The sequence below is a fragment of the Streptomyces eurocidicus genome (genome assembly GCF_002891295.1).
In the GTDB taxonomy this organism is placed as follows: domain Bacteria; phylum Actinomycetota; class Actinomycetes; order Streptomycetales; family Streptomycetaceae; genus Streptomyces; species Streptomyces eurocidicus.
Genome location: NZ_LGUI01000011.1, coordinates 233,611 through 247,802, shown reverse-complemented (window position 1 = coordinate 247,802; position 14,192 = coordinate 233,611). Strand labels below are relative to the sequence as shown.

Annotated in this window: 18 protein-coding genes and 1 tRNA gene; 7 read left to right on the top strand and 12 right to left on the bottom strand. The window is 70.9% G+C overall.

Translation table 11 applies throughout. The features are described from left to right. Positions 1-87 precede the first annotated feature (87 nt). Positions 88-588 carry a GNAT family N-acetyltransferase gene (locus AF335_RS28980; protein WP_102921484.1) on the top strand — a complete coding sequence of 167 codons (501 nt, stop codon included), beginning with the start codon at positions 88-90 and terminating at the stop codon, positions 586-588. A 61-nt stretch (positions 589-649) separates the two neighbouring features. Here the strand turns inward: AF335_RS28980 and AF335_RS28975 are convergent. Both AF335_RS28975 and AF335_RS28970 read right to left on the bottom strand, forming a co-directional pair. Further along, positions 650-722: transfer RNA gene (locus AF335_RS28975), tRNA-Arg, on the bottom strand. A 161-nt stretch (positions 723-883) separates the two neighbouring features. Further along, entirely contained in the window at positions 884-1,291 is a 408-nt protein-coding gene (locus tag AF335_RS28970) for a PPOX class F420-dependent oxidoreductase (RefSeq protein WP_102921389.1), read from the bottom strand. 297 nt (positions 1,292-1,588) lie between these two features. Between AF335_RS28970 and AF335_RS28965 the strand changes: the two genes are divergently transcribed. Continuing rightward, complete coding sequence (locus AF335_RS28965; protein ID WP_102921388.1) at positions 1,589-2,524, top strand: DUF4328 domain-containing protein; 936 nt, start codon at positions 1,589-1,591, stop codon at positions 2,522-2,524. Between the two features lie 63 nt (positions 2,525-2,587). On the opposite strand, the gene AF335_RS28960 is transcribed toward AF335_RS28965, so the two are convergent. After that, entirely contained in the window at positions 2,588-2,986 is a 399-nt protein-coding gene (locus AF335_RS28960; RefSeq protein ID WP_102921483.1) for a thiol-disulfide oxidoreductase DCC family protein, read from the bottom strand. A 315-nt stretch (positions 2,987-3,301) separates the two neighbouring features. Here AF335_RS28960 and AF335_RS28955 point away from each other — a divergent pair, with 315 nt between their 5' ends. Next, a complete protein-coding gene (locus tag AF335_RS28955) occupies positions 3,302-3,634 on the top strand; it encodes a hypothetical protein (protein ID WP_102921387.1) in 333 nt (110 codons plus the stop codon). 170 nt (positions 3,635-3,804) lie between these two features. Further along, positions 3,805-4,485, top strand: a complete 681-nt coding sequence (locus AF335_RS28950; RefSeq protein ID WP_146045632.1) for a lipoprotein — start codon at positions 3,805-3,807, stop codon at positions 4,483-4,485. Between the two features lie 61 nt (positions 4,486-4,546). Here AF335_RS28950 and thrS read toward each other — a convergent pair whose 3' ends face one another. The 7 genes from thrS to AF335_RS28915 form a co-directional block, all read right to left on the bottom strand. Then, positions 4,547-5,836 carry a threonine--tRNA ligase gene (thrS, locus tag AF335_RS28945; RefSeq protein WP_376697810.1) on the bottom strand — a complete coding sequence of 430 codons (1,290 nt, stop codon included), beginning with the start codon at positions 5,834-5,836 and terminating at the stop codon, positions 4,547-4,549. A 288-nt stretch (positions 5,837-6,124) separates the two neighbouring features. Then, complete coding sequence (locus tag AF335_RS28940) at positions 6,125-7,039, bottom strand: DUF6734 family protein (protein WP_102921384.1); 915 nt, start codon at positions 7,037-7,039, stop codon at positions 6,125-6,127. A 54-nt stretch (positions 7,040-7,093) separates the two neighbouring features. Continuing rightward, positions 7,094-7,996, bottom strand: coding sequence for a DUF6734 family protein (locus AF335_RS28935; RefSeq protein WP_102921383.1), 903 nt, complete (start codon positions 7,994-7,996; stop codon positions 7,094-7,096). A 12-nt stretch (positions 7,997-8,008) separates the two neighbouring features. Next, a complete protein-coding gene (locus AF335_RS28930; protein WP_184743366.1) occupies positions 8,009-8,515 on the bottom strand; it encodes a hypothetical protein in 507 nt (168 codons plus the stop codon). Positions 8,516-8,613: 98 nt separating this feature from the next. After that, complete coding sequence (locus AF335_RS28925; RefSeq protein WP_102921381.1) at positions 8,614-10,509, bottom strand: twitch domain-containing radical SAM protein; 1,896 nt, start codon at positions 10,507-10,509, stop codon at positions 8,614-8,616. 88 nt (positions 10,510-10,597) lie between these two features. Further along, on the bottom strand, positions 10,598-10,807 hold the full coding sequence (locus tag AF335_RS28920) for a DUF397 domain-containing protein (protein WP_102921380.1): 210 nt from the start codon (positions 10,805-10,807) through the stop codon (positions 10,598-10,600). Beyond that, positions 10,804-11,655 (bottom strand): helix-turn-helix domain-containing protein, encoded by an 852-nt coding sequence (locus AF335_RS28915; protein ID WP_102921379.1) that lies wholly within the window; start codon positions 11,653-11,655, stop codon positions 10,804-10,806. Before AF335_RS28915 ends, AF335_RS28920 begins: the two co-directional genes overlap by 4 nt. A gap of 163 nt (positions 11,656-11,818) precedes the next feature. Here AF335_RS28915 and AF335_RS28910 point away from each other — a divergent pair, with 163 nt between their 5' ends. The 3 genes from AF335_RS28910 to AF335_RS34905 all read left to right on the top strand — a co-directional run bounded on the left by AF335_RS28910 (position 11,819) and on the right by AF335_RS34905 (position 13,011). Beyond that, positions 11,819-12,163, top strand: coding sequence for a hypothetical protein (locus AF335_RS28910; protein WP_102921378.1), 345 nt, complete (start codon positions 11,819-11,821; stop codon positions 12,161-12,163). After that, positions 12,160-12,402, top strand: a complete 243-nt coding sequence (locus AF335_RS36755) for a DUF6255 family natural product biosynthesis protein (protein WP_221505299.1) — start codon at positions 12,160-12,162, stop codon at positions 12,400-12,402. Before AF335_RS28910 ends, AF335_RS36755 begins: the two co-directional genes overlap by 4 nt. Positions 12,403-12,873: 471 nt before the next feature. Beyond that, on the top strand, positions 12,874-13,011 hold the full coding sequence (locus AF335_RS34905) for a hypothetical protein (RefSeq protein ID WP_170127829.1): 138 nt from the start codon (positions 12,874-12,876) through the stop codon (positions 13,009-13,011). Between the two features lie 269 nt (positions 13,012-13,280). Here the strand turns inward: AF335_RS34905 and AF335_RS28905 are convergent, their stop codons facing one another. Continuing rightward, entirely contained in the window at positions 13,281-13,874 is a 594-nt protein-coding gene (locus AF335_RS28905) for a hypothetical protein (RefSeq protein WP_102921377.1), read from the bottom strand. Further along, positions 13,871-14,140, bottom strand: a complete 270-nt coding sequence (locus AF335_RS28900) for a hypothetical protein (protein ID WP_102921376.1) — start codon at positions 14,138-14,140, stop codon at positions 13,871-13,873. The genes AF335_RS28905 and AF335_RS28900 overlap by 4 nt, the downstream gene beginning before the upstream one ends. Between the last annotated feature and the right edge of the window lie 52 nt (positions 14,141-14,192).

The following is a 14,192-nucleotide window of genomic DNA, read 5'->3' as shown; positions in this document are numbered from 1 at the left end:
CCAGGAGGCGGCGTCCGGGCGATCTCCCGGCCGGCGGGCGGGGAAAGGAGGTGCGCGGGGGAGGCGGGTCCTGAGACGGTGCGGGGCATGGACACCGACACCGCGAACCCGCACGACGGGCCCCCGCTCCCGGCCGTGACCGTCCGCCGCGCCGGCGCCCCGGACGCCCGGGGTGCGGCGGAGGTCTGGCTCCGGTCGTACGACGCGGCCCTGCCGACGGTCCGCCGGGCCCACTCGGACGACGAGGTGCGCGCCTACTTCCGCCAGGTGGTGATCCCCGAGCGGGAGACCTGGGTCGCGGAGGCGGGCGCCGGGGAGATCGTCGGCGTGCTGGTCCTGGCCGGGGACGGCACGGGCCGTGTCGACCAGCTCTACCTGGCCCCGGCCTGGCGCGGCCGGGGCCTGGGCGACCGCTTCCTGTCCCTGGCCAAGGAACGCTTCCCGGCCGGGCTGGACCTGTGGACCTTCCAGATCAACACCCCGGCCCACCGCTTCTACGAACGCCACGGCTTCGTACGGGCCGAGCACACGGACGGCTCCACGAACGAGGAACGGGAACCGGACGTCCGCTACGTCTGGCGCCCGTAGACCGCGGCCCGGGCATACGGCAGAGGCCCTCAGGATTTCTCCTGAGGGCCTCTGGTCGCTGTGCACTCGGCAGGATTCGAACCTGCAACCTCTTGATCCGTAGTCAAGTGCTCTATCCGTTGAGCTACGAGTGCTCGGCTTTCCTGTGGGCAATTCCACGGGTCGGCGTCGCGGAAACAATATTACCCGACGCGTGGGGGTGCATTTCCCCGCCGAGCGGCGCGCCGGGCCGCCGGAGGGGGCGTTCCCTCCGGCGGTGTCCGGGCGGCGCGCCGGAATTCCCCGGGGCCCGGCCTCAGAGGCGGCCGGTGACCTTGACCGGTGTGATGCGCACCACGACGCGCTCGCCGTCGTTCTTCGCGGCCGGGTTGAACGCGGCGTACTCCTGGCCCGTGTATTTCACCGAGAGTTCGTTCAGCAGCTCGTGGGTGCCGTCCGGGGTGACGGTGGCGGTGCCGCGGATCTCCGCGTACGTGTACGGGTTCTCGGGCGGGTTGATCAGGACGGTGACGCGCGGGTCGCGGGCGAGGTTCCTGCCCTGCTGGCGGTCGACCGTGGTGGAGAACAGAAGGTCCTCGCCGTCGCGCTTGACCCAGACCACCGTGAGGTGCGGCCGTCCGTCGGGCAGGAGCGTCGCCACGGTCGCGAAGGCCCGCGAGTCGTCGAGGTACGTCTTCAGGTCGTCCGAGAGGCCGGTTGCCACGGTCGTCGTCCTTACGGGTGGTGTGGAGGGTCCTGTGCCGCCCCGGCAGGGCGTACGGGTTCCAACACCCGCCCCAACGTCGGCATTCCGGTCGCCCGGCGGCCGCCCGGACGAATCGCACGGGTCGGGAAAATGGCGTGATCCCGGCGGTCGGAATGTGGTGGATCGCCGGGGAGGTCCGTAAGACGTCGTACAACCTTGACGGCCGTACAGCGGTCAGGGTTCCGGAAATCGAACGGAGATTCTGGGGGAGGGGTTCGTCTCGTGTGGTGCTCGGACTGTCGGGCGGTACCGGCGATGCAGGGATCGGCGCGTTGCGAAGGGTGCGAGGGGGAGCGGCTGGGGCTGGGCGCCTGGCAGGCCGGGGAGCGGCCGGGGGCGGGGGAGCGGCCGGGGGTGGGGGTGCCGCCGCCCGAGAACGCGTACGCACCGGGCTCGGCGTACGCACCGGGCCCGCCGCCTGAGAATGCGTATGCCCAGAGCCCTGCGTACGCACAGAGCCCCGCGTACGCCCAGGGCCCCGTGCCGCTGTACGCCCCGGCCCCGGCCCCCGGCGCCTACCTCTCCTCGCCCCGCGGGCTCGCCTTCGCGACCGTCGCCCTGCTGGCCGTCTGCGCGGTCGTCGACGTCGTCTCGCTCTACTCCGGCTTCACCATGCTCGGGCTGATCAACCAGGTCCTGGCCGGGGGCATCGAGTCCGTGTCCATGAGCGACCTGGACCGGGCCGACGCCCTCCAGTCGGCCGTCACCGTCGCCCAGCTCGCCGCCAACCTGGCCGCCGCCGTCCTCTTCGTGCTGTGGTTCCGCCGGGTGCGCGTGAACGCGGAGGTGTTCTCCCCGGGCGGTCACCGGATGTCCCGGGGCTGGTCGATCGGCGGCTGGTTTGTACCGGTCGTCAACCTCTGGTTCCCGAAGAAGATCGCCAACGACATCTGGGACGCCAGCCTCCCGTACACGCCGGACGGCGTGCCCCGGGAGGTCTCCCGCGCGGGTCTGAACGCGTGGTGGGGGCTGTGGATCGCGACGACGTTCCTGGGCTGGATCGGCGAGCGGCTGTACGGCGTGGCCCAGAAGTTCGAGTCGATCAGGGCGGCGACGGGGGTGCTGATCGTCGCCGACATCGCCGACATCGCCGCCGCCGTGCTCGCCGGCCTCTTCGTGCTCAAGCTCACCGCGTTGCAGGGTGAGCGGGCGGCGCAGGGCCCGGTGCCGCCGGCGGCCGTGGCGGTGTGACGGGCCTGCCACCGGCCCGTGGCGGCGTGACCGGCCGCCCGCCGGTCCGGCCCGGGAACGTCGTCAGGACCCCGTCGCTCCCGGCCGCCGCGCGGCCGGCAGCGCGCAGGCCGCCGTGCCGCCCGGCATCTTCTGCCGGTTGTCCGCCACCAGCCGGTAGACGCCGTGGGCGATCCAGCGCACCGGCGGCAGCCTGAGCACGGCCCCGAGCACGGCCCAGCCGCCGCCCGCGCTGAGCAGCAGCTTGGCGACGGCCTGGGCGCCGCCGTACACCGTCCCGGTCGGAGTGATCCACAGCAGCTCGTACTCGGCGCGCTCCTGGGTGACACCCAGGGCGTCCAGCTCGGCGAACTGCCAGGCGGTGACGGAGCAGCGGGGGTGCACATGCTTCTCGGCGAGGTTCACCGAGGTCGTGCAGAAGCCGCAGTCGCCGTCGTAGACGAGCACAGGTCGGGTGCGCATGGTGCTCATGATGCCGGGCCGTACGGACGCGGGGGCACCCGGGGGATCCGGCGGCATCCGGGTGCCCCCGGGGCTCACCGTCGTCCCGCGGGCGTTCGCGGGCATTCCTCGGCCGGTTGTGGCGAATGAATGTTCATCGTGTCGCTGGTGCGGGTGGATTGCTCGTATGGATCCTCTGTAAAGCGGTTTATCTGCCTTACCTCGTGCCAGATCTATGGCGAACCATCCGCGCGGGGCGGCGGCGCCCCCTGCGGCCGGGGTGCGGTCGGCGCGGTCGAAGCGGGAGCGGGCACCGGCCCGCCGGGGAGGACGTTCATGCACACGCTCACACGCCTGGGCCGGTTCGCGGTGACGGCCGGAGCCGCGCTCGTGCTGGCCACCGGCCTGACCACCAGCGCCCAGGCCGCCTCCGGGACCTTCAGCTACACCTCGACCAACGGTGAGGAGTACGTCTTCGACAACCCGCAGAACGGCGAGTGCCGCCTTCTGGTCGAGGGCGCCCGGGTGGCGGACAACGGCACGGGCGCGAAGGCCACGTTCTACACGGAGCCGGGCGACTGCGAGTCGGCGGTCGTCGCGACGCTCCCACCGGGGATGGCGAAGAGCTTCGAAGGGGGCGCGATCCCGCGCAGCGTGCAGTTCGGCTGAGGCGCGCGGCGGCGGCCCGGGCGCCCCGAGCGAGGGCGCCCGGGCCGGCGGCGACGCGCGCGGCCGCCGCCGGGGCAACCACGGGCGAACAACCGGAAATAACGATTTGTACCGCCTTGGCCTGCCGGGCTACTTTCCTTTCTCTTTAAGTAATCGGCAGGGAAAGGTTTATGCGCAGAATCACAGGGGGTCTGGTGTCCGCCGCGCTCATGGCCGGTGTGCTCACCGGCTGCGCCTCCGGCGACGACAAGGCCGGAAAGACCGACAAGGCCGAAGCCGCCGGGAAGGCCGAGCCGTCGAAGTCCGCGGCGCCGTCCTCGGCGCCGAGCGCCGAGTCCGGGCGGGGCAGCGGCACCAGGGTCGGCGACGCCGGGTCGGTGTGCGACCTTCCCATGTCGTTCGAGACGGCCGAGGGCTGGACGGCGAAGTCGATGTCGGCGGGCGACGCCGCCTTCCTCGGGTCGGTGACCGAGCACAAGTCCCTCAAGGGCACCTGCGAGCTCGACACCAAGGAACGCGTGATCAGCAGGATGCTGGTGTGGACCGGTCCCGCGACGGACTCGTCCCCCCGGAAGGTGCTCGAAACCTTCATGGCCGAGGAGCAGTACCTCGTCGAGAGCGCGTACAAGGACATCAAGGTCGGCGGTCTCCCGGCGGTGGAGATCGTCTACAAGCTCAACAGCCCCAAGCTGCGGGAGGACCGGCAGCAGCGGGCACTCGCGCTGACGACCCCCAAGGGCGTGGCCGTCATACAGCTCCGGGGGTTCGACACGGCGGAGCATCAGAGCATGCTGCCGGTGTTCGAGCTGGCGAAGAAGACCATGTCCGCGGTCTCCGGCGCGGGCGCCTGACAGCCGGCGGATGGGTCGCCGTACGGCGGGGCCGGGCCGCCCGGCCCCGCCCCGCCGTACGCTACGAGCGGTCGTCCCCGTCCCACAGCGCGGTGCTGTGGGCCCCGACGAGCGCGCCGACCGCCGCGAGGAACTCCTCGGCGGGCCGTGGCGCGAGGCGGCGGCCGTCGCGCAGCCGTACGGCGAGAAGGCCCTCGGCGGCCTCCTTCGCGCCGATCACGGCCTGGTACGGGACCAGCCGCGCCCGGCGGACGCGCGCGCCCAGGCCGCCGTGTTCCGGACCGGCCACCTCCGCCCGTAGGCCCAGTTCCACGCACCGCCGTACGACGGCCTCCGCCTCCGGCACCTGTGCCTCGGAGACCGGCAGGACGGCCAGTTGGGTGGGGGCCAGCCAGGCGGGGAACGCGCCGCCGTGCTGTTCCACGAGGTGGGCGACGGCCCGTTCCACGCTGCCGATGACGCTGCGGTGGACCATCACCGGCCGGTGCTTCGCGCCGTCCGCGCCGACGTAGCGCAGGTCGAACCGCTCGGGCTGGTGGAAGTCGACCTGGACGGTCGACAGGGTGGACTCCCGCCCCGCCCCGTCGGCGACCTGCACGTCGATCTTGGGCCCGTAGAACGCGGCCTCCCCCTCGGCGGCCTCGTACGGCAGCCCGGAGCGGTCCAGGACATCGGTGAGCAGCGCGGTCGACCGCTCCCACAGCTCCGGTGCCGCCACGTACTTGCCGCCGGGGCCGGGGAGGGAGAGCCGGTAGCGGGCCGGGACGATCCCGAGCGCCTCGTACGCCCGCCGGATCATCTCCAGCGCGCCGGCCGCCTCCTCGGCGACCTGCTCCAGGGTGCAGAAGATGTGCGCGTCGTTCAGCTGGATGGCCCGTACGCGGGTGAGCCCGCCGAGCACGCCCGAGAGTTCGGAGCGGTACATGCCGCCCAGCTCGGCGATGCGCAGGGGCAGTTCACGGTAGCTGCGCGAACGGGAGCGGTAGATCAGCGCGTGGTGCGGGCACAGGCTCGGCCGCAGCACCACCTGTTCGCCGCCGAGGTCCATCGGCGGGAACATGTCGTCGCTGTAGTGCGACCAGTGCCCCGAGATCTCGTACAGCTCGCGCTTGCCCAGCACGGGCGAGTACACATGCCGGTAGCCCGCCTTCCGCTCGGCCGCGCGGATGTACTCCTCCAGCGCGTGCCGCACGGCCGCCCCGTCGGGCAGCCAGTAGGGAAGCCCGGCCCCGATCAGCGGGTCGGTGTCGAACAGGCCGAGCTCACGGCCGAGTCTGCGGTGGTCGTGCATGGCGTTCTCCTCGCGGTCACCGGGACGAGGCGCCCGGAGCACGCGAAAGCCCCGGGGCACTCGCCCCGGGGCTTTCGGACTAGGACATCTGTCAGCGCGCCGGGACACTCTCCGGCGTCGTCGTCATGACGAGGACGAGGGGGACGGCGATGGCCATGGCCATCCGGGCGCGCTTCATGCCGGGGACGGTAACAGGGCGCGGGGCGGGGGCGCACGGGGTTTTCCCGGCGGGCTCCCGGCGGGGCCCTGCCGTGCCGCGGGGCACCCCCGGGCCGTGCCGCAGGGCATCCCCCGGCCGTGCCGCGGGGCACCCCCGGGCCGTGGGGGGCCGGGGGCGGCCCCGACGGGCTACGCGTGCGGCAGCCCGTCCGCCGTCCGGAAGTGTTCCCGGAGGAGCTCGGACCCCGCGAGCACCTCCGCGAATTCCGGGTGGTCCCGCCGGATCCGGCGGGCGTACCTCGCGCAGAGTTCCCCGCGCTTCCCCGGGTCGTGGTGCAGAAGCGTCTTCGCGTTCCACAGGTGGGTGAACGCTGTGTTCCGCCGCCCGGACCACAGCTCGGCACCCGTGCAGTCCCGCAGGAACGAACCGATGCGTACGCCGCTCGCCTTCGCGCACATGGGCAGCAGCCGCTGCTCGGCGAAGACCGGGTGCGCGGGCAGCGCCCCGTCGGGCTCCGACCGGACCGGGTTGCCCGCCATGAACGACAGCGCCCGGTCGGCGTACGCGTCCTTGAACGCGTCCTCGGTGAAGAGGAGCAGCGCGGCGCTGCACGGGGTGGCCGACCAGTCCAGGCCGCTCCAGTCGAATCCGGGTGGTGCGACGAGGCGGTCGCGGCCGAGGTAGGCGGGGAACGCGAGTGACTCCTCGTGCAGGCTCATCACTTCCGCGTCGACGAGCCGCCGGATGTCCTCCCAGACGATGAGGTCGACGTCCATGACGCAGCACGGCGCCTCTTCCCGCCGCAGGGCCACGATCTTCCCGAAGGACCAGAAGACGTCGCAGTTGATCGTCCGGGACGCCGTGTCCAGGAGCTCGGCGTCGACCCCGCCGTCCCAGAGGCCCAGGAGCCCGAGCCGGTCGTAGAACTCCCGGCCCGGGGGATCCGTGTAGAGCCGGATCACCCCGTTGTGCCGGCGCCATTCGAGAGCCGACAGGACCGTGGTGAGGATCTCGAAGTCCTCCTGCCGGTAAGGGGAGTCCCCGGCTCGCGAGACGTAGTAGTTCGTGGCCGGCCGGGTGGAGACGACGTGGATCGCCTTCACGCCCGCCTCCCGCCACGGCCCGCGGACAGCGGCCGCCTCATGACAGGCACCGCCTCACGACAGATACCGCCGGACGCTGGGAATGTGCCGCAGCATTCCCACGAGCTCGGGGTAGTCGGTACGGATCCGGGCCACGCACCGCCTGCAGAACGATTCCCGGGCGTCCGGGTCGCTCTTGAGCGCGCTCTTGTAGGCCCAGACATGGGTGACCAGCCGGTTCCTCCCACCGCCGGTCATCGTCTCGCTGTTGCGCTCGGGCCGGGGCCAGTCGAGGAAGTACGCCGGTCGCACCCCCAGTCTCAGCGCGCACATCGGCAGCAGCCGCTGGGCGACGAACACGTCGTGGACGGGCAGGCGGGCCTCGGCCTCCCGCCGGATCGGGTTCTCCAGGATGAATTCCATCGCCTTGGCGTGGAACATCTTGGTGAGCCGGTCCTCCGCGTAGTACGTCAGCGAGGCGTTGCAGGGGAGCGCGTCCCAGTCCCACTCCTCCCAGACGTAACCGGAGGGTGTGCTCAGCTCGCCTCGGGGCTTGTACACACCGTGGTGCAGGGGCTCCGAGTGCAGTGCCATGAAATCCGAGGTGATCAGGGCGTCGACGGGCCCCCAGACGACGAGGTCCGTGTCCAGCGAGACGAAGGGCGCCGTCTCCGCCTGGAGGGCCGCGACGCGGCCGGCGGTCCAGAACACGTCGTGGCTGATGGCGGAGGGCAGCGACTCCAGCACCTCCGTGTCGATGCCGCCGTCCCACAGCTCCGTCATGCCCAGCCGCCGGTAGTACGCCTCCCCGACGTGGTCGGTGTACAGCTTGACCGGGCCGTTGAAACGGCGCCAGGCGGCCGCCGAGAGGACGGTCGTGAGGAGTTCGAAGTCCTCCACCCGATAGCCGTCGGGGCCCTTCGCCCGCCCCAGGTACGGCACGGACGGCAGGGTCGAGTTGACGTGGATGGCCTGCATCGGGCGGCGGGCCTACGAGCGGCCGGTGAGCCGGTTGACGACCGCCGCCAGCTGGGCGAGGGCCGGGCGGACGCTCGGGGGCGCCATCGAGGCCCGCAGCACGAACGGGATCGGCCCGGGATCGATCCTCATCGCCGTCTCCTCGCCCTCCGGGGGATCCTCGTCCTCCAGGGGGAACCGCAGGGTGATCCGGGCGTTCCCCGCCGTGATGGTCACCGACCCGACGAGCGAGCCCGGTACGTACCTCTCGTCCGCGTTCGGCGGGAGGTCCATCAGGTTCTCGACGTCCAGGTGCCGCCCCAGGGCCGCCAGCTCCTCGGGGCGGACCGCGGCCGAGAACCGTTCGTCGATGCCCTGCAGCTCGTCCGCATGGGACACCTCGGCCTCGCCCCGCGAGGGGATGGAGGCCCGGAACTCGACCCGCTGTCCCGGGCAGCCGCCGAACGCGTACAGCTCGATCGTCACGTCGTCGGCGGCCTCCGCCGGCCCGTCGGCCAGCCGTGCGACCGCGGTCTTCATACGCGCGATGTCGGGACGGGTGAATGACTCGATGATTACCCTCATGTCGTCCTCGTCATAAAGCGTTCGGGCCTGGATTCCGGGCCTGGATTCCGGGCCTAGATGAGGTCCAGGCCGATCGAGAAGACCTCGGGCGCGAGCGGCGCCGAGACACAGATCCGGTTGACGTGGCGCTGCACCGCCGGTCCGGCGACGACGTCCATGACCGTCCCGGTGTTGACGGGGTTACGGCTCGGGCACGAGGCGTCGACGTACTCGTCCGGATTGCCGAGCATGTGGCCGAACTCGTGCGCGATGTCGTCGCCGGAGTCGGACGTGTCCCACAGCGTCATATTGCTCCGGGCGGGTCCTCGGCGTACCCGGACGACGTGGTGCGGACTGGAGGTCACGAACTGCACGTCGAAGGTGATGATGGAACTGCCGTAGGGCCCGGTGCAGATGAAGTTCTGGTTCCACTTGTTCTCGATGCCGTTCTCCCACGTCGTTCGCAGCGTCGCGATCTCGGCAGCGGTGACGTTCGAGTCCGGGTTGAGCTGGATCCGTACCGTGACCGCCGTGCAGTTCTGCCGGTAGGCGGCGGTCCACTGGAAAATGCACTCGGATACCTGGAACGCGCGCTCACCCGTGTACGGGCAGGGGCCCGCGAGGGCGGCGGGGTCTTCGACGGGCTCGGGGGCGATGTGCGACACGACGACTCCCTTCGCCGCTCCCGCACCGGGAGCGACAAGCCGGGGAATGGGTGAGGGCGTGGCCGCCCGGGACCGGTCCGGTTCCGAGGAGCCGGGCGCGCCCGAGGCGAGGTAGCGGCTGTACTCCGGCAGTGGCTCGAACCCGTAGAAGGCATCCGTTTTCCGGGTCAGTTCCAGGAACTCGGTGAAGAGACGCGGGGAATAGGGAACCGAGTCGATCCAGCGGAGGACGTTCCGCGCGTACGCCCGCACCCTGGTCGCCTTGACGCCGAACGCGTCCGTCGGCGGAGGCCCGTCCTCGTCGCCCAGCGCGCACAGGAGGTCTTCTATGCGGTCGCGGGCCTCCCGCCTGAGCTCCGGCGGGAGAGTGGAGACGCGGTGGACGGCCGGCTGCGTGGCGATGTAGCTGGAGAGCGAGTCGGCCTCGGCGAACTGCCCCGACATGACCATGGTGTAGTACGACGGCAGGTCGAACAGGTTGAGGTTCGTGATCGTGTTGTGCAGATTGACGGTCGCGTTGGGTAGCGCCTTGACCTCGGTGAAGTGGCGGTACACCGCGTCGAAGTCGCTGTGTACGCGCACGTATTCGGTCGTCCGCCGCGTGCCGTCCAGGCTGATGTTGAAATGCACCCGCTCGAAGCGGGCCAGGTGCGGGCGGATGTCCGTCTTCCCCGAGACCATCGTGGAGCCGTTCGAGATGATCTCCACGGTCGCCTCGCTCGGCAGCGCGTTCAGCACGTCCATGAACCGGGGCTCGTTGATGGGGTTGCCGCCGTGGAACGTGATGATCTCGATCGGGTTCGCCCGGATGAAGTCGATGACCTTGTCGATGTCGTTGCGCCGGTATCCGATCGGCTCCACGCCCAGCATCCGGTGCCGGTCCGAATTCAGCCGGGTGCTGAGCTTGTCGAAACACATCCGGCAGCTGTACGTGCAGAGGTTGCTGAGGGCGATCAGCAGATACCGCGTCTCGCCGACCCTGCCCGTCATCTCGTCATAGGCCCCCGCGACGTCCTCCCAGCGGAAGCTTTCCTGGTAGTAGTTGTGAACGGTCGGCTGGTGCGCCGCCTCACCGAGACACGCCCGGCAGCCCGGCGGCACCTCGCCGCGCATGAACTGCTTGCGGGCGGAGCGCATCTTCTCGCTGTTGACCAGCTCGGAGACGTCGCCGACGTGCCCGAGGCGACCGGCCGTCGGCCCCTTGTCCTCACAGCAGATGACCGTCTCGCCGTCGGCCCAGGTCGCCAGCGAGACGAAGGGGGCGATGCAGAGGGGGGTTCTCTTCTCGCTGCTGCTCTGAGTCATCGCGGCCCCCAGCAGGTGAACGTCCGTTACGTGGGATTGTCCCGGACGCGGCTGAGACTTCGCTATACGGAGCGAGAAACTATGGAATTCAGGTCATCGGGTTATCGGGCCCCAGGGCGCCTTGTCTGAGGGCCTGGGTGAAGCGGGTGTAAGCGGCGGGGTGGATGAGGAGGGTTGGGCCGGTGGGACGTTTGGAGTCGCGTATGAATATGGGGCCGGCGGGTATGTCCTCCGGAAGGGCGATCTCCACGCACGTCTCGCCCTGGGTGGAGCTGTAGCTGCTCCTCTTGAACCTCACCGTGTCTCCTTGGCGATCCTTGCGATGAAGTCGCGGGAGGACTCGGGGTCCAGCGCCTGAGCCCTTAGGCGATCCCACGCGGCGGCGTAGCGCGCGACCTGGTCATCCTTCTCAACGTAGAGGGAAGCCGTGAGCGGTTCCACGGCCACGACGGGGTCGCCGACTTCGAACCGGAAGAGTGTGTAGGCGCCGTCGACTCCACTGTGCGTCCCTGCTTTGAACGGGATGACTTGCAGTTCGATGTTCGCCTGATGGGAGAGGGACATCAGGTGTTCTAGCTGTCCACGAAGGATCGCGGGGCCACCCACCTCCCGCCTCAGGCACGCCTCGTCCAGCACGCATCGCAGCGTGAATTGGTCGGATGTCAGGAGTTCCTGACGTTTCATGCGCAGCGAGGTGAATGCCCTTACCTCGCGACTTGTTTGCCAGGTGTTGCTGCCTCCGATGATGGCAAAGGCGTATTCAGGGGTCTGGAGTAATCCTGGAACAGCGAGCGCCGCGTAGGCGTCGGTGCCCACCGCTAACTGCTCCAGCTCGATGAAGTCGGCGAAGCGCGGCCGGATCGCGTCCTTGTACTGCGCGAAGAGACTCTGCTGGCGACTGGTTGAGGCGATCTCTGCGATCTTCCGGGTTTCTGCGATCTCTGCGGGGTCGTCGATCCCGTACGCGGAAAGGAAGCGTTCCAGGTCCGGCCGCTGCTTGCCGTTCTCGATCTTGCTCAGCGTCGGGGCCCCGTACAGGCCCAGCAATTCCGCAGCGTCGGCGAGGTTCAGGCCCGCCCTCATCTGCATCGTCCTCAGGATCTCCCCGAGCCGTCGACGCAGCAGGGTTGGCGTTGCGCCCGCCATGTGATCACCGCCTCTCGCGAACGACTCTACCGATCGCAACTCCTCGGACCTGTGCCCACCTTCACTCACTCGAATGAAGGTTGGAGTGCAAGGTTGCGCCCCACCCTGTGGGGTCCCATCGTGTAATCGGCTGAGGCGGTCGACGTGAGGGAGGCGTGGGGCAATGGCGTACAGGAACGGCGCGTTCGTGGTGGACACCCGTGAGGGACGGCTCGCGCAAGTGATCGGAGGTGCGGGCGGTCGCGTGCAACTGCGCAAGCCCGGCGGCGGGCTGGAGTGGGAGGTCCCGTTCACCTCGTTGCGGCTGGCCACGAGGGAGGAGCGGGAGGCGGCCGGGCTCTGGCCCGCCGGGCCCCGTCCGGCGTACGGCTGTGGCGAGTGCGCCGAGCTGGACGCCGCGCGGCGGGCGGCCGCCGAAGGGGATGACGAGGTCCGGGCGGGGGACGCGCTAGTCGCCCAGCGGCGCCACTGGCGGTCGGCGCACATGCTCGGGGGAGGCGCGGGGTGAGGGCGGTCCGGACGCGCGCGTGCCCGCATCTCGCGGGGTGGGCGCAGGACGGCGGTGAGGCGCGGTGCCGCGCGTGCGGGGTCGTACGGTTCACGGACTACGGGGCGTTGCGGCCTCCGGGCCTGCCCCAGGCGGTCACCCCGGCCGCGGGCCGGTCCCGCTGTACGGACCGGGCGGCCGCCTCGTGGATCTCGGAGGCGGCGCGCCGGGGACGGCGGCCACGCCCGCCGGGCTGGTGAACGCGGTCTGCCCTCCCGCGTACGGCACGACGACAGCGTGACCGAGCCGGAGCAGGGCTCCGCCACGTGAGCACTATGAGCAGCAGCGGGCCCCGGAGCGCACACCACCGCTCCGGGGCCTGCCCCGTATCCGTCTCCGCCCTCCGGCGCCTCACCGAGCGGTCACCGGGCGCTGGCCGGCTGGGTCTCGGCGCGTACGGATGCCATGTCCGGTCCAACGGCCGCGATCACCATCGGTCGCCTGCTTGCCGCGTTCCGTTATCGGGTGACGCGGATCACGGCTATGCTCCCGCGTGATGACGACGTGACGTGCCGGTCTCTCCGGGGCGCCCGCAACGGTCAGCCACCCGCCTGACGGGGGCTGTTTGGGGCGCGGCCCCCGGGAGCCTCCGGGTGGCCGCGCCCATGGTCAGCCCTCCGTGAGAGGGATGGCCGGTGGGTGATGCCCACCCCGGGAGAAAGGCGCAGCACGTGCGCCATCGCAAGAAGAAGGACCGGTCTCGCCTGCGGGCCCGGCTCTACCGGATCTACCGCTGGTCGGCTCCCCTTGTGGGCGCCGTCATCGTCGCGGTGTTCCGGTGGTGGCTGGAGGTGAGGCACAAGCTGTAGCCCCTCGCCAGACAAATTAGCGAGGGACCATCAGCGTGTGGTCCTTCCAGGAGCCCGCCACCGTGGCCTCCGGTGGTGGGTTCCGCTACGCCCGGCGGTCGCGCCCATCAGGGCGCGGCCCCCGGCTGCCCGGCCGGGTGGGCGTCGCACCACCACAGTACCGGCTCCGCCCTCCCCTGGCAGGGAAGAAGAGCGTGCCGTCCTCCGGGGAGCCGAGACCGGAGCGGGTGATCGCCACCTGTGGGGTGCGCACCGTCCCTGGCGCCTGGCTAGGAGCCGGGGTTGACGGGCCGCTTGTAGTACCGCCAGGGGAACCAGCCCGCGCCGACCGGGATCCAGCCTTCGGATTCCATCCGACGGTGGCGGGCGGCGGAGGGGAGGGTGACCCGGCAGTGTTCCCAGGGGTGGCCGGACCACTCCACCTCGTGGAAGAAGGGGCCGTAGCCGACGACGTGCCAGCCGTCGCGGCCGGCTTCCTCCAGGGCGGCCATCTCGTTGAACGCGGACAGTCCGCCGAGGGTGCGGCGCTTCGGGGCGTCCGGGCCCCCGGCGGGCGGTGCCGACGGGCCCGCGCCCGTGGCCTTGCCCGCGAAGCGCTGCTGGGCGGCCTGGCGGCTCACTCCCAGGACGCGGCCCACCGCGTCCCAGCTGTGGCCGGCGGCCCTGGCGCCCTGGACGGCCTCGCGCAGCAGCCGGCTCGACTCCTCGGCGCCGACGCGGGAGGCGTCCACCAGGCGCAGGTAGCCGTGGGGGTCGTGTTCGAGGGAGTCGGCCAGCCCCTCGGGGGCGCCGAGGACGGCCGCGGCGATGCCTTCCCGGATCCGGTCCATCTCCGCGGGGTGGAGCAGCGGTGCGTTGTTCATCGGCGCAGTCCGGCGAGGGGTTCGAGGGCGTCGAGGACGGCCTCGTCACGGCGCGCCCGCTCCGCGGACCGCGCGGCCGGACCGGCCGTGCAGGCGATGAGCGCGAGGCCCAGGACGGTCAGGACGACGGTGGCGGTGGTGCCGAACCGGTTGCCGAACATCACCGACACGGCCGGGAGGCTTATGGCGAGCGGCAGCGCGGCGGTCATGGGCGCGGTGGCGGGAAAGAGGTCCCGGTGCCGGTCCTTCGAACGCGAGGTCAACATGCGTCAAGGAAACCTTGACATGATCACCTTGTCAAGAATTCCTTGACGCCCG

Coding starts and splice junctions, on each gene's coding strand:
- AF335_RS28980 (WP_102921484.1), top strand. CDS start 88: ATGGACACCGACACCGCGAACCCGCACGACGGGCCCCCGCTCCCGGCC.
- AF335_RS28965 (WP_102921388.1), top strand. CDS start 1,589: ATGCAGGGATCGGCGCGTTGCGAAGGGTGCGAGGGGGAGCGGCTGGGG.
- AF335_RS28960 (WP_102921483.1), bottom strand. CDS start 2,986: ATGCGCACCCGACCTGTGCTCGTCTACGACGGCGACTGCGGCTTCTGC.
- AF335_RS28955 (WP_102921387.1), top strand. CDS start 3,302: ATGCACACGCTCACACGCCTGGGCCGGTTCGCGGTGACGGCCGGAGCC.
- AF335_RS28950 (WP_146045632.1), top strand. CDS start 3,805: ATGCGCAGAATCACAGGGGGTCTGGTGTCCGCCGCGCTCATGGCCGGT.
- AF335_RS28935 (WP_102921383.1), bottom strand. CDS start 7,996: ATGCAGGCCATCCACGTCAACTCGACCCTGCCGTCCGTGCCGTACCTG.
- AF335_RS28930 (WP_184743366.1), bottom strand. CDS start 8,515: ATGAAGACCGCGGTCGCACGGCTGGCCGACGGGCCGGCGGAGGCCGCC.
- AF335_RS28925 (WP_102921381.1), bottom strand. CDS start 10,509: ATGACTCAGAGCAGCAGCGAGAAGAGAACCCCCCTCTGCATCGCCCCC.
- AF335_RS28915 (WP_102921379.1), bottom strand. CDS start 11,655: ATGGCGGGCGCAACGCCAACCCTGCTGCGTCGACGGCTCGGGGAGATC.
- AF335_RS28910 (WP_102921378.1), top strand. CDS start 11,819: ATGGCGTACAGGAACGGCGCGTTCGTGGTGGACACCCGTGAGGGACGG.
- AF335_RS28905 (WP_102921377.1), bottom strand. CDS start 13,874: ATGAACAACGCACCGCTGCTCCACCCCGCGGAGATGGACCGGATCCGG.
- AF335_RS28900 (WP_102921376.1), bottom strand. CDS start 14,140: ATGTTGACCTCGCGTTCGAAGGACCGGCACCGGGACCTCTTTCCCGCC.